Raw genomic sequence first — 13,274 nt, forward strand, 5'->3', positions numbered from 1 at the left:
CCCTTTCAATATGCCTAGTTAACACGTTAGCCCGTTTAGTCTCAACTAATCAGGTTCGAGTTTTTCTTTTTTTTCATCCGCTAACCTTGGTTTAAAATTCCCGCCGCAATTAGGGCATACGTTTAAAAGTACCTTTTCAACACATGTTTTACAAAACGTGCACTCATAACTGCAGATCATTGCATCGGTTGATGTTGGCAAAAGCGCTTTGTTACAACACTCGCAGTTTGGTTTAAGTTTTAACATTATTGCCCCTTATGTTGATTAATTAACTTAAGCACTTCGAGCAACACAGTGTCTTTACCGTTTTGATAGTCTTGCCAAGTTGGTGTTATTTGAATATCGGGATAGATAGCATCTGTTGGCTCTTTTAGAAAAGCATAATAGCGCTTTGATAAACTCAGCTTTCGTTTTGAGTTAGGTAAAGTGAAACGGTAACTTTCTGCATAATGATTGGGGTCGCCCCCAGTTGGCACACCAACAATTTTTGCATTTAAAATCTGCTGATATTGCACCGTATTACTCATGGCAGCTGAAAATGTTTGACCATCGGTTAGTACATAAACCCCGTGTTGCCAATCAAATTGGTCAAGGGGTAATAAGCACGATGAAAATGCCAGGCCCGTATAAAAATTACCACCGCCATTACCTCTAAAATCAATCACTAAATACCGCGATTGTGCACTTTTAAGCTCTGTTTGTAATGCCTTGCAATTACCAACAACTTGTTCAAATTTTGGATATGAATTAAACGCAAAATAGGCGATGTTCTTTTTGTTAAAATAACTTAATCTAATGCCTGGCATCGCAATATCGGTATTTCTTAACTTTGGTATTGTTTGCGGATACACTGAACTTAATTTGCCAAACTCCCCCATTGAAACAGGTAGAATTTCTTTTTCAATCACTTTGCCTTTATGCCAAAACTCAAATTTAGCTGGCTCATCCTCATTTACAATATTTAATCCCAGCAACAACTTGTGTAGTGTTAGGTAATATTCAAAACTCGTTTTTGCACTAAATTGGTTATCTACACCGGGTAACAGCGGTGAAACAATCTTAAATAGCTCACTTACACTTTTACCATTTATGGTTTTTAACTCTGTGCCTCGAAGCGAACGATAAGCGTTTGTTGTATCTACTACACGTAAAGTATTGTCAAAAAATTTATAGCGAAGCGGAAAATGCTGATGCGGCCCAGACATCATAAAGTAGTTACTATGACCGTCCCCCAAAGCACCGGTTATTGCCATAAGGCGTGTTTCTACTTCGACTTCACTGAGTATTGCTAAATCATTTTTTAAATCGTTAATATATTGATCAAATTCAACTTCTGACAAGGTATGAAATGGATTGATATGCTTTGTTTTAACTTCATTTTGATAAAAGTCGATATCTTCTAACCACAGTTTCTGCTGCTTTTCTGTTAAATTGGCTGCGTTTAAATTAAACGATGCAACAACCAGCATGGCTAAAATCAGTTGTACTCTCATTCTCCCTCTCCTTGCTGCACTGTGTCTTGAGCAAAGGTGTTATTGCTAATTAACGCAGAATGGCGTGTGCCATTTGAATAATGGGAAGGTGACACACCAAACTGTTTGGTAAAGGCGCGGCGAAAACTATCGTAATTATTAAACCCCAGCTTGATAGAAATAAGTTGTAAATTGCTGTTTTCTTGAGATAACAAGTCCCGTGCGTGGTTGAGTTTTAACATACGGAAATAATGACTCGGCGTGCAATTAAGGTGCAACTTAAACAGTCGCGTAAGCTGCCTTTCGCTTAAACTGCAATACTCTGCCATGCGCGAAACTGAAATTGCATTATTGAGCTGTGTTGCTAGCCAGTCAATAAGTGGCGAAAGCTTTAAACTGTCGCCCGATTGCAGTGCAAGCACATCAGAATATTGCTGCTGTGACCCTGCACGCTGTAAATATACCACCAAATCTTTCGCGACTTTTGCCGCCATGCTGTTGCCGTAATCTTCACGAATAATCGCAAGGGCAAGATCCACACCCGATAGCACGCCAGCTGATGACCAAATAGTGTGGTCGCGAATAAAGAGTGGCTCTGGTGTAACAATTTTATTGGGATGTTGCTTGGCTAAACTAGCTGCATGACGCCAATGGGTTGTAAGCGTTAACGCTTTATCTTGAAAAAGTTGGGCCAAAATAAAAGCACCGGTGCAAATGCTAAATACGCGCTTTGCTTTTAACGCTATTTTTTTAAGCGCTACAAATTCAATTTGACTAAGCGCCAGTGTGCGCATGCCTGTGCCTCCACAAATAATCAAATCGTGCAGTTCAAAGTCATCTTCTAGCGTAAAATCAACGCTCACTTTTTGATTATATGCAGTGTGTACGTCCTCACCATTTATGCCTAATAACTTGCAATCGTAAGCACCGCGTTTAAAACTATTGGTTTCCATAAAGGCTTCAAGCGGGCCAAATAAGTCGAGCGCCTGAAATCCATTTGCAATAAAGTAAACTTGTTTAATCGTCATGTGTGTTCCTCCACGCGCTCATCATACCCCGTTAAAAATGTCATTTAATACATTAAAACGACATTATCAGACATTTGAACATTAAGTTTAGAGGCATAAAGCAAGTAAAAAAAAGCCCGTGGGATACACAGGCTTTTTGTTGCTTTTAAAATTTAAGCAGAGGCTTAAAAGAAATAAATCGCGGTAATTATAATAATACCCACCTTAAAAACATGGAGTGATTTTGCTCGGCACTTAACATGTCGCTAAATTTTGAATGGTCGCAGATTTTTTAAATTACTGATGTGCGCTAGTTCACGCATTTAGTCGTTCCGAGTATAACCAGTCAACCGCAATTCTGGGTCACCAATTTGCCTTTGTTTATAGCCTGTAACTCGCTAAAAATAAATTATTTTAATGCGCTTTTTCACAACATAATAATTGTCGATACGACAAAAATATTGTGTTGGACTTACCCCCTCTATTCCCTTTAAATGCGCGCACTTTTTGGTCTTATGGTCGATTTATTTTTTAAGGGTAGAAATGAAAGAAACCACTGCAATTGAACATGTTCGTGCAAGCTACAATGTACCGCATTGGAGCCAAGGTTATTATGGCATTAATGACCAAGGCGAAATTACTGTGTCACCAAATATGGCGAAGCCAACGCATGCAGTAAGTTTGTCTAAAATTGCCGAACAAATTCAACAGCAAGGGTTATCGTTACCAGCGCTTGTGCGATTTCCGCAAATTTTACACCACCGCGTACATAGCTTATGCAATGCGTTTAACGCGGCTATTGAAAGCTATGATTACAGCAACAACTACTTGCTGGTTTATCCAATCAAAGTAAACCAACAACGCGAAGTGGTGGAAGAAATTTTAGCAAGCCAAGCTAGCCAATCGGTAAAGCAATTAGGTTTAGAAGCTGGCAGTAAAGCTGAGCTGCTTGCAGTACTTGCGATGGCACAAAAAGTCAGCTCTGTGATTGTGTGTAACGGTTATAAAGACCGTGAATACATTCGCTTAGCACTTATCGGCGAAAAGCTTGGTCACAAAGTTAATATTGTGCTTGAGAAACGTTCTGAACTTGAAATGGTGCTTGAAGAAGCACGCAAACTTGGCGTAAGCCCACGCTTGGGTGTGCGCGTACGTTTAGCATCGCAAGGTAAAGGCAAGTGGCAAGCAAGCGGTGGTGAAAAATCAAAGTTTGGTTTGTCAGCATCGCAAGTATTAAGCGTATTAGCTGAGCTTAAATCGCACAAAATGGAAAGCGCACTACAACTCGTTCACTTTCACTTAGGTTCACAAATGGCAAACATTCGCGATGTGCGCACAGGTGTCAGTGAAGCCGCACGTTTTTACTGTGAATTGCGCCGTTTAGGTGCAAATTTAGCCTGTATGGATGTGGGTGGTGGTTTAGCCATTGATTACGACGGCACGCGCAGCCAATCAAGCAATTCTATGAATTACTCGCTTGCGGAATATGCGAATAACATCGTCTACACCATTGGTGACATGTGTAAGCAATATGAGCAGCCAATGCCGATGATTATTTCAGAGTCAGGCCGTGCGTTAACAGCGCATCACGCGGTACTTATTACCAATGTGATTGGCACTGAATCGTATCAGGTAGAAGAACTGCCAGCACTTGAGAGCGATGCACCACTACTTTTACAAAACATGTGGCGTTCATGGTTACAGCTTAATAACCGTGTTGATGACAGAGCGTTAATTGAGATTTATCACGATTGCATTAACGATCTAGCTGAAGTACACAGCCAGTTTGCAATGGGGCTTTTAAGCCTAGAGCAACGCGCATGGGCAGAGCAAATTACACTGCGTATTAACTACGAGCTACAGCAGTTGATGGATGGCAAAAACCGTTTTCATCGGCCAATTATGGACGAGTTAAACGAGCGATTAGCGGATAAATTCTTTGTTAATTTTTCGCTGTTTCAATCGCTGCCAGATGCATGGGGTATTGATCAAGTGTTTCCAGTATTACCGCTTTCTGGCTTAGAAACTATGCCAGATCGCCGTGCAGTGCTACTTGATATTACCTGTGACTCAGATGGCACAATCGACCAGTACGTAGATGGCCAAGGTATTGAAACCACCTTGCCAGTGCCAAATTGGCAAGCCGATTCACCTTACTTGTTAGGCTTTTTCTTAGTGGGCGCTTATCAAGAAATCTTAGGTGATATGCACAACCTATTTGGTGACACTCACAGTGTGGTAGTCAATGTAAATGAAGATGGCAACAGCGAAATTATTGAAATTAACGAAGGCGACAGCGTAGAAGATATGCTGCGTTATGTGCACTTAGATGCAGAAGAATTCAGACTCGCATTTGCTCAATTAGCGAATAGTAAATTACCTGAGCACGAGCGCAGCACAGTTCTTGCTGAGCTGGATGCGGGTTTAAAAGGCTACACCTACTTGGAAGATATTTAACCTATGGTTAAGGTTTTTGAAAAACACAACGGCATGCTTTTTGGCAACGGCGCAACTTTTATGCGCCAGCCATTAGTTAACGACCCAACATCAAGTGATGCTAATGTGGTTGTAATTGGCTTGCCATTTGATATGGCAACTTCTGGTCGCTCTGGTGCCCGCATGGGCCCAGATGCGATGCGCCGCGCATCTGTTAATCTTGCATGGGAAGAAACCCGTTACCCTTGGCCATTTACACTAAACGACCATTGTACTGTAATTGATGCAGGCGACTTGGTGTTTGCACCGGGCGATAGCGAAGGTTTTACACAACAAGTGGAAGATGCCGCAACACAACTCTTAGAACAAGGTAAAAGCCTGCTAAGTTTTGGTGGCGATCACTTTGTTACTTTGCCGCTTTTACGTGCCCATGCAAAACGTTTTGGCAAAATGGCATTAGTGCATTTTGATGCCCACACCGATACCTATGCTAATGGCAGTCAGTATGATCATGGCACTATGTTTTATCATGCGCCAAATGAAGGACTCATCGACAAAAACAGTTCGGTACAAGTGGGTATTCGCACTAATTACACCCAAGCTGAGCATGGCTTTAAAGTGATTGATGGCGCAGAAAGTAATGCATTATCAGCACACACTATTGGTGAAATGATTAAACACACAGTAGGTGAATTACCTGTGTATTTAACCTTTGACATTGACGCGCTTGACCCAGCGTTTGCACCAGGTACGGGCACACCAGTATGTGGTGGCTTAACCACCGACAAAGCGCTCAATATTCTTCGCGAATTAAAAGGGCTGAATATTGTCGGAATGGATGTGGTAGAAGTTGCTCCCGCTTACGATAACAGCGAAATTACCGCACTTGCAGGCGCAACCATTGCGCTCGAAATGCTGCATTTGTGGACGTATAAACATAAGCTAGGTGCATAACCTCGTTTATATTTTGGCACCCAACAAAAAGCCTGTGTTTTCACAGGCTTTTTTATTTTCAATGAGTGGTTATTCAAACTAATCAGTGTGTTTGTGATCCACCTTAGCGTTACATACGTTTAGCTATGTAAATTACCTAAAGGTCACAAAATGTTTAGTTTTCTAAAACCCAACCCAGTAAAAAAAATGAAAAAAGACTATTTCAAATTACTAGAAAAAGCCATGCATGCGCAACGAAATGGTGACATCAAAACCTATTCAATGCTTACTGCTGATGCTGAAACCCTCTGGCAAAAAATAGAAGCCCTTGAAGGCAAAGTTTAAGCATATTAGTTAGATTAATACCCTTCCCCACCATAAACGGGTTCTTTTGGTGCTGGAGCTTTTGCTTTTTGCGAACGTAATATTTGAGACTCTTTTTGCAGTGCATTGATTTTGATTTGGTATTGTTTCGCTACTGCTGACATTTCTTGAGCAATGGATAGTTGTAATTTCGCCCCAGCTAAATTGGTGTTTGCTTTTGCTGATTGCTGTTTTAACACAGAAATCTCATCTTGCATTTTGCGCTGTAACTGTTTTATTTTTGAATTATTGTTTGCGATTTGTCTCTCAACATTTCGCTCGTCAACATAACTACCAATGCGGTTGAGCTCTTGGTTGTGTTTATTGCCATTTGCTCGATTAGTGCTGCCGCTTTTTAGTTGGTTTAATTCATTTTGTAATCGCTCTAGGTTCGCTTGCTCAGCTTCAATAAGTCCGCGGTATCGTTCAGTTATGGCATTCATTTCCATTGCAAGCGCTTCAGAGCGCGAAGCCCCGTATAAATTATTTGCGGTACGCACTGTCATATTTTTAGCTTCGCCAATTTCTGCATCCATATCTTTTTGCAGTTTTTTAATGCGCGCTTTTACCTTGTCAATCTCACGTTTTAATTGTCGCGATTTAACGTACGTATCCGTTGAGTCAGTATTGGGTGTTGCAGTGGCGTTTGGACGTTTTTTTATGACTTGAGGACTTACTTCAATTTTTTCATATTTATCGCTGCATGGCTGATCACTAAACGTGAGCACGCCATCAATTTCACATTTATAAATCGCGGCTTGCGGTGCAAAGCTCATTGCAAAACAAAGTGATAAAAATGAATTCTTGAGAGTAAACATGAAAGTCCTTAATGAATGTAGCGTGCCTAGATTACACCAATCTAGGCAGTATTTGGACTTTTAATTTAGCAGAGTTAGGTGACTGGGATTATTTTAGCGCGTTACTTAAATGCAATGCATGTTGCTGAAGTTCATGACCAAGTTCAGTTAAATAGCCTCCATCTACTTGATCAATAATACCGCGATCAAATAAACGCTTAGCGGACGCTTGTAAGCTTGCTGGTGCATCATGGTGAATTTTTAGCCCTTGCATTGCACTTGATGTTGGAAATTTCAAAAGTAATTCTAGATCGGTGATTTGTTCTGTACCTAGGCTCATTGTGTTTCCTTTTTTATTATTTGTTCCGTTACACAGTATAGATAAGCTTAAGAAAATTGCTTGATCTTGCGCATACAAAACATTGAATTTTCAACAAGCTGTATGACTTATATTTTCCTAATTAAGTTCTGCAGCCTGAAAACGTGCTAATTGCATTTCATTTAAGCGACTGAGCGTACGCCTGAATGAAAAATCTAATATGCCTTGTGTGTAAAGCTGATGCAATGGCACATCGGCATTTATGTAAAGCGGAATTGAACGGTCATAACATTCATCCACCAAAGCAATAAAACGACGTACGCCATCATCTTTTCGCGATAACTGCGGTAAAGTGCGATCTCCTGCGGCAACACGCTCTGCGCCATCTTCGGTACCACGAGCAATATGATTTGCAACAGAATCGCACGATAACTGCGGCACACCTTCAAGAAAAATGACCTTGTAAGTATCACACAGTGAAATAAAGTCGACAGCTGCCAAGGGTTGCTCACATAGCGCATTAAAGCAGCAAAGAAGTAAATGCTCACTTTTGTTAATGACATCTATTTTTAGATGTCCAAGTTCTATTGATTCATCCGAAAAAGATGTTTGATTATACGCTTTGGCAAGCATATTAAATTGTTCGACTAGCGCACCACTTTGCTTCACCCAAAACCGTTTCTGCCTATCACCTGGGTGTAAACGGTGGTCTTGTCCACCATCGACACTCAGTACCTGCATATGCTTTTCTAACGCAGCAATTGCCGGTAGTAGTCGGTCGCGATTAAAGCCATCTTCATAAAGTTGATCTGGAGGTTGATTTGATGTTGCCACCAGCACTAAGCCTTGCTCGAAAAATGCCTGTACAAGCCCACTCAATAAAATCGCATCGCCAATATCACTAACAAAAAACTCATCAAAACAGAGCACATCAACTTCATTGGCTAGTTCAGATGCTAAAACATTAAGTGGATTTTCTCTGCCTGTTAATTGAAATAAGCGCTGATGTACCCAGCGCATAAAATGATGAAAATGCTGTCGTTTAGCAGGTACGGTTAGGCTGTTAAAAAAGCTATCCATCAACCACGTTTTGCCACGCCCCACCGGACCATATAAATACACACCTTTTACATTTGGTCGCTTATTTTCCAGTGCTAGATAGCAATTATGCAGTGCATTAACGGCTATTGCCTGAGCACTGTCGATTACAAAACCATTTTCAAGTGCAGTTTGATAAGCTTGTTGAGGGCTCATTGAAGTGGGCGTATTTGGCATACTTAAATAATCGAGATAAAATTTGGCGCGAAACACGCCAAATCATTTTTATTGAAGTGCTTTTTCAGCAAACAAATGCTTGATAGGCTTTGCTGCATCGACCAAGTTTAGCCCAATGCCGCGAATCAGTTTTTTAACAGGATTACTGCCTTCAAATAATTCCTTTAACCCTTGCATCATCGCAATATGCGTTTGCGCATCGGCTTTTCGCGCCATCTCGTAATGACGTAACGTTTTCGCGTTAGCAAATACGCCATGCTGCTCATCAGCAATTAACTGCAATAGCTTTGCTACATCCTTCAAACCTAAATTCATGCCTAGACCTGCAAGTGGATGAATGGTGTGCGCCGCATCACCCATTAAGATAACGCGATTTTCAACCCACTTTCGTGCGTATCGCATCTTAAGTGGAAAGCTTACACGTTGACTTGCGACAGAGCATAAACCAAGTTCACTATCAAACGCAGCTGTGAGCGCTTTATTAAATTCAGCATCTCCCATTGCAAGTAACTGTTGTGCTTGATCTGGCGATGTTGACCATACAATTGAATGGGTATTTTGTTGTGGTAGCGGTAAAAATGCTAATGGCCCTGTTGGTAAAAATACCTGACGTGCAGTATTTGTATGAGCAGCTTGAGTTTTAATGGTTGCCACAATTGCGTGATGATCATAATCCCAGAAGGTAATTGGCATTTTAAATTGGCCGCGAATTGCCGAATTAGCCCCATCGCAGGCAATCAGCAATTCAGCCATAACCGGTTCACCAGAAGCCAGCGTAACCAATACTTGCTCATCCGTTTGGTGAATGCTGCTATAAGGTGTTTCAAATAACACTTCGAGATTACTATGACTTTCACACTTATTAATCAGCGCCTGACGAATAACCTCATTCTCAACAATGTGTCCGAGCTCTGTTAACTCGAGATCATTACTGGAAAAATGAATACGTCCTATCGAGTCTTTGTCACGAACATCCATATCAGTATAAGGCGCCAATCGCTGGGCCTGAATGCCCTGCCAAATACCCAAATTTTCAAACAGGGCTTGGCTTGCTTTGCTAATCGCACTCACACGTAAGCCAAATTCTTCATTATTGACATTCGCAGGTTTTCCCGCGTCAATTAAGAGCACTTTTTTACCAAGATTAGCTAAACCAAGCGCAGCGCTTAGCCCTATACAGCCACCGCCAACAACAATTGCTTGAACTTGTTTCACTAGCCTACATTCCCCATTAATTGTTTTGCCAATGGCGCTTTTAAACGCTTGCACTTAGCCATTGCGGTTAACACAATACTGCGCGTTAATGCAAAAGCGCGGTTGTCATTTGAAAATCCTCTAACGAGTGCATCAGTTAACCATAATACGGTATCAACATCTTGATTTCGCTCAACTTGGTAGCGGTTAAGCACGATGACATCACCAATATCGCGGTGCTTGGTTGTTGCCTCGGTAATTAACTTTTCAAGTAAGATTACATCGCGCAAACCTAGGTTAAAGCCTTGTCCAGCGATTGGGTGAACTAAATGAGCAGCATTACCTAAAATTGCAACACGATGATGCATTAAACGTTCTGGTCTGCCTACTTTTAATGGATAAGCAGCACGTATTCCGACTTTAGTAAAAATGCCCGCACGATAGCCAAATGACGCTTGTAATTGCGCAACAAAATCAGTTTCAGGTAAACCTAGAAGTGTTTCTTGCTGCTCGGGTTTTACACACCACACCAATGAATAACGGTTTTTAGTCATTGGTAATAAAGCCATTGGGCCGGTTTCGGTAAAACGCTCAAACGCTTTATTATTGTGACCTTTAGCCACTTCAATATTAGCAATGAGTGCAACTTGATCGTAGTCGTCGGTGTGAGTATGGATATGCAGCGGTGCTAATGATTTAGAATGTGCACCATCTGCAACCAACATTAACTTTGCTGATAGCTGCTCACCAGATTCAAGGGTTACATGTACACTGTCCACTTGTTGTTGATAAGTGCTTACCTTATCAGGGCAAAAAAGCGTTATTCCCGCTGTCGCCATCTTTTTATGTAGTTGTTGACCCCATGGTCTCACTTCAACCACATAGCCTAAGGCAGTCTCACTGTATTCATCTGAATGAATGTAGGTTTTACCAAAGTGGCCACGGTCAGAGACCAATACTTCCTTTATCGCAGCAGTAAAGTCATTGTTAGCATCAAGCAAACCAAGAGAAGATAAGTATTTGAACGACTCACTTGCTAACGCGATACTGCGGTCATCAAAGCTTGGCTGACTTTCGTCTGTGGCAGCAAATGCCTCAATAACAGCCACATTGAGCGCTGCGTTTCGCTGTTTAATAGCAAGTGCAGCACATGCTCCCGTTAAACCACCACCTACAATTACAATATCGAACATCGTTTTAATACCTGAAATTAGTTAGCCATTAACGCTTCAATTTCATTAACTGTTTTTGGCACACCCGAAGTTAAATTACGGTGGCCGTGCTCGGTAACAACAACATCGTCTTCAATACGAATACCAATGCCACGGTATTTTTCAGGTGCATCGCTATCTTTTGCGATATATAAACCAGGCTCAATAGTAAGTACCATACCCGGTGCAAATGGGCGGTTTTTATCATCTAATTTATATTCACCTACATCGTGTACATCAAGGCCTAGCCAATGGCCTAAACCATGCATGTAATAGTCTTTGTATTTTTCATCACTGATAAGGCTATCAACATCACCCGTTAAAATACCTAACTCAACCAAACCTTCGGTAAGAATACGCACGACAGCATCTGCCGTTTGTTTTAAGGTATTGCCTGGTTTAACCATTTCAAGCGCTGCAAGTTGCGCTTTTAATACCAGCTCATACACTTCTAGCTGGGCTTCGCTAAACTTGCCATTAACAGGGAAAGTACGCGTAATATCTGCTGCATAGCCATTTAACTCGCAACCTGAATCAATCAATACTAAATCGCCATCGTTTAGTACATCGCTATTTTCGGTGTAATGTAAAATGTTCGCATTATCGCCACCGCCCACAATCGTACCGTATGCTGGGTGACGCGCACCTGACATCGCATAATGGTGGTGGATTTCAGCTTCTAGTTGATACTCTGTTGCACCTTCTTTGGCAAATTTCATCGCACGGATATGCCCTTCTGCGCTGATTTCGCCTGCTTTTGCCATAATTGCAAGTTCGGCATCAGATTTAAATAAACGCATTTCATGCAATGCGTTGCGAATATCTTTAATAACTGTAGGCGCCTTCCAACCACGCTTTGGCGCACCGCGAAGCTTGCTTAACAGTTCCCATACTTTGTCGTCGAACTCTTTATAGGTACCTTGTGCGTAGTATAGGGTTTGCTTCCCTGACACTAAGTCAATTAGGCTATCGTCAAGCTCTGCTAAGGTAAACGCGCTATCAAAGCCGAAATCTTGTTTTGCTTTTTCTGCACCAATACGACGACCACACCAAATCTCTGCCAATTTATCTTTTTCACGACAAAACAAGTGCGATTCGCTCGATTCACCTTTAACAAGTACTAATACGGCATCGGGCTCTGGAAATTGGGTTAAATAGAAAAAGTCACTGTCTTGTCTAAACGCAAATTCAGTATCGCGGCTACGCGTAACTTCCACCGCGGCAGGAATTATTGCAACCGAATTTGCTTCCATTGCTTCTAATAATTTAGCACGGCGTGCTTTTACTTCTTCCACAGAAATAGATACTGGATGTGTCATGATAAATCCTACTGCTTAATGAATTGTGGTATTAATTGCGGCGTTTTGATGCTCTGATTTGCCAAGCTCTGCAAAGCATAAATGAACTGAAATACGAACATACTCAACCACCTCATGGAATGCTTGTTTGTCTTCTTCGGTTTCGTCGAATGTCGTGTCCATTTGGTTTATTTCTGTGAAGTCATGGATTACTTCTTTAACCTCGGCAGATAATCTACCGTAGTCTTTTTGCTTTAATCCAAACCCTAATAGAAAGCCAGATACCCAAGCAACTAATGCATTTGCTCTATCATGAAGCGACTCGTCTTCATCAGGTAGGTATAACTCAAATTGCAATTCACGATTATCAAGCGTGCTACGGATCTGGCTGTAAAAACCAACCAGTAATTTTTTTAAATCCCCTGAAAAAGCAATGCCGTCATTAAATACATCACTCAAAATTGTCAGGTATTCTTTGTCTTCAATATCTACCCCACATGCGAGAAGGCCGGTAATTACACCATGCACTTCGCTTGGCATAATAAATAATTCATTCTGTTCGAGAGTAACTTGAGTTGCTTGGTAATCTTGTGACATAACGCGCTATTTAAATTGCTGTAGTTCAATGATAATGCTAACACTGACGCCCAATTCACGCCATTGTTTTAGCCTAAAGTGTTTAAAACAAAAACAATTTGAATACTTTTACTGCACTTAATCAAACAATCGCAGATTTTAACTAGTTATCTTGGCAATATTTCTTATAATAAAGATGTTCCCTCGAGTGTTGGAGAAAGGTTACGTCCCTGAGCCGATAAACTTTTCTTAGGAACTCAGTTCAGATTGCTATTGCGCAAGCTCGGCATGTACCGAGAAGCCTACGGTAACTAACTGCGCTCCGCCTTGAGCCTTAGGGTTCAAGGGCTGACACCTGATACCGCACTTTTGGGAACACCTCCTTACTACTTC

Annotated in this window: 13 protein-coding genes and 1 other RNA gene; 4 read left to right on the forward strand and 10 right to left on the reverse strand. The window is 41.4% G+C overall.

Going from position 1 to position 13,274, the window contains the following annotated elements; all coding sequences use genetic code 11:
- Positions 1 to 45: 45 nt before the first annotated feature.
- The 3 genes from OM33_RS13090 to OM33_RS13100 are packed head-to-tail and all read right to left on the reverse strand — an operon-like array spanning position 46 to position 2,500.
- Positions 46 to 246 carry a DUF1272 domain-containing protein gene (locus OM33_RS13090; protein WP_052141004.1) on the reverse strand — a complete coding sequence of 67 codons (201 nt, stop codon included), beginning with the start codon at positions 244 to 246 and terminating at the stop codon, positions 46 to 48.
- Positions 246 to 1,493, reverse strand: a complete 1,248-nt coding sequence (locus OM33_RS13095) for a S41 family peptidase (protein ID WP_038642340.1) — start codon at positions 1,491 to 1,493, stop codon at positions 246 to 248. Before OM33_RS13095 ends, OM33_RS13090 begins: the two co-directional genes overlap by 1 nt.
- Positions 1,490 to 2,500, reverse strand: coding sequence for a GlxA family transcriptional regulator (locus tag OM33_RS13100; RefSeq protein ID WP_038642342.1), 1,011 nt, complete (start codon positions 2,498 to 2,500; stop codon positions 1,490 to 1,492). The genes OM33_RS13095 and OM33_RS13100 overlap by 4 nt, the downstream gene beginning before the upstream one ends.
- Positions 2,501 to 3,022: 522 nt before the next feature.
- On the opposite strand from OM33_RS13100, the gene speA reads away from it, so the two are divergent.
- From speA to OM33_RS22570, 3 genes are all read left to right on the forward strand, one after another.
- A complete protein-coding gene (speA, locus tag OM33_RS13105) occupies positions 3,023 to 4,936 on the forward strand; it encodes a biosynthetic arginine decarboxylase (protein ID WP_038642344.1) in 1,914 nt (637 codons plus the stop codon).
- Between the two features lie 3 nt (positions 4,937 to 4,939).
- Complete coding sequence (gene speB / locus OM33_RS13110) at positions 4,940 to 5,869, forward strand: agmatinase (protein ID WP_038642346.1); 930 nt, start codon at positions 4,940 to 4,942, stop codon at positions 5,867 to 5,869.
- Between the two features lie 150 nt (positions 5,870 to 6,019).
- Positions 6,020 to 6,193: a DUF6435 family protein gene (locus OM33_RS22570; protein WP_199922455.1), complete on the forward strand. Its 174-nt coding sequence runs from the start codon at positions 6,020 to 6,022 to the stop codon at positions 6,191 to 6,193.
- 14 nt (positions 6,194 to 6,207) lie between these two features.
- Here OM33_RS22570 and OM33_RS13115 read toward each other — a convergent pair whose 3' ends face one another.
- The 7 genes from OM33_RS13115 to OM33_RS13145 form a co-directional block, all read right to left on the reverse strand.
- Positions 6,208 to 7,029 carry a DUF4124 domain-containing protein gene (locus OM33_RS13115; RefSeq protein WP_038642348.1) on the reverse strand — a complete coding sequence of 274 codons (822 nt, stop codon included), beginning with the start codon at positions 7,027 to 7,029 and terminating at the stop codon, positions 6,208 to 6,210.
- Positions 7,030 to 7,117: 88 nt separating this feature from the next.
- The gene (locus tag OM33_RS13120; RefSeq protein WP_038642350.1) at positions 7,118 to 7,348 is read right to left on the reverse strand and encodes a TIGR02647 family protein; all 231 of its coding nucleotides are present in this window, start codon (positions 7,346 to 7,348) and stop codon (positions 7,118 to 7,120) included.
- 117 nt (positions 7,349 to 7,465) lie between these two features.
- Positions 7,466 to 8,638, reverse strand: a complete 1,173-nt coding sequence (zapE, locus tag OM33_RS13125) for a cell division protein ZapE (protein ID WP_234402696.1) — start codon at positions 8,636 to 8,638, stop codon at positions 7,466 to 7,468.
- A gap of 12 nt (positions 8,639 to 8,650) precedes the next feature.
- Positions 8,651 to 9,817 (reverse strand): FAD-dependent monooxygenase, encoded by a 1,167-nt coding sequence (locus OM33_RS13130; protein WP_038642352.1) that lies wholly within the window; start codon positions 9,815 to 9,817, stop codon positions 8,651 to 8,653.
- Entirely contained in the window at positions 9,817 to 10,998 is a 1,182-nt protein-coding gene (gene ubiH, locus OM33_RS13135) for a 2-octaprenyl-6-methoxyphenyl hydroxylase (RefSeq protein WP_199922544.1), read from the reverse strand. Before ubiH ends, OM33_RS13130 begins: the two co-directional genes overlap by 1 nt.
- 8 nt (positions 10,999 to 11,006) lie before the next feature.
- Complete coding sequence (gene pepP / locus OM33_RS13140) at positions 11,007 to 12,326, reverse strand: Xaa-Pro aminopeptidase (RefSeq protein ID WP_052141005.1); 1,320 nt, start codon at positions 12,324 to 12,326, stop codon at positions 11,007 to 11,009.
- A gap of 15 nt (positions 12,327 to 12,341) precedes the next feature.
- On the reverse strand, positions 12,342 to 12,902 hold the full coding sequence (locus tag OM33_RS13145; protein ID WP_038642357.1) for a UPF0149 family protein: 561 nt from the start codon (positions 12,900 to 12,902) through the stop codon (positions 12,342 to 12,344).
- A gap of 176 nt (positions 12,903 to 13,078) precedes the next feature.
- Between OM33_RS13145 and ssrS the strand changes: the two genes are divergently transcribed.
- Positions 13,079 to 13,261: non-coding RNA, 6S RNA (gene ssrS / locus OM33_RS22370), on the forward strand.
- Positions 13,262 to 13,274: the final 13 nt, after the last annotated feature.

The sequence above is a fragment of the Pseudoalteromonas piratica genome, from assembly GCF_000788395.1.
In the GTDB taxonomy this organism is placed as follows: domain Bacteria; phylum Pseudomonadota; class Gammaproteobacteria; order Enterobacterales; family Alteromonadaceae; genus Pseudoalteromonas; species Pseudoalteromonas piratica.

Excerpts from the sequence above, each read along its gene's own strand:
- OM33_RS13090 (WP_052141004.1), bottom strand. The coding sequence starts at position 246 with ATGTTAAAACTTAAACCAAACTGCGAGTGTTGTAACAAAGCGCTTTTG.
- OM33_RS13095 (WP_038642340.1), bottom strand. The coding sequence starts at position 1,493 with ATGAGAGTACAACTGATTTTAGCCATGCTGGTTGTTGCATCGTTTAAT.
- OM33_RS13100 (WP_038642342.1), bottom strand. The coding sequence starts at position 2,500 with ATGACGATTAAACAAGTTTACTTTATTGCAAATGGATTTCAGGCGCTC.
- speA (WP_038642344.1), top strand. The coding sequence starts at position 3,023 with ATGAAAGAAACCACTGCAATTGAACATGTTCGTGCAAGCTACAATGTA.
- speB (WP_038642346.1), top strand. The coding sequence starts at position 4,940 with ATGGTTAAGGTTTTTGAAAAACACAACGGCATGCTTTTTGGCAACGGC.
- OM33_RS22570 (WP_199922455.1), top strand. The coding sequence starts at position 6,020 with ATGTTTAGTTTTCTAAAACCCAACCCAGTAAAAAAAATGAAAAAAGAC.
- OM33_RS13115 (WP_038642348.1), bottom strand. The coding sequence starts at position 7,029 with ATGTTTACTCTCAAGAATTCATTTTTATCACTTTGTTTTGCAATGAGC.
- OM33_RS13120 (WP_038642350.1), bottom strand. The coding sequence starts at position 7,348 with ATGAGCCTAGGTACAGAACAAATCACCGATCTAGAATTACTTTTGAAA.
- pepP (WP_052141005.1), bottom strand. The coding sequence starts at position 12,326 with ATGACACATCCAGTATCTATTTCTGTGGAAGAAGTAAAAGCACGCCGT.
- OM33_RS13145 (WP_038642357.1), bottom strand. The coding sequence starts at position 12,902 with ATGTCACAAGATTACCAAGCAACTCAAGTTACTCTCGAACAGAATGAA.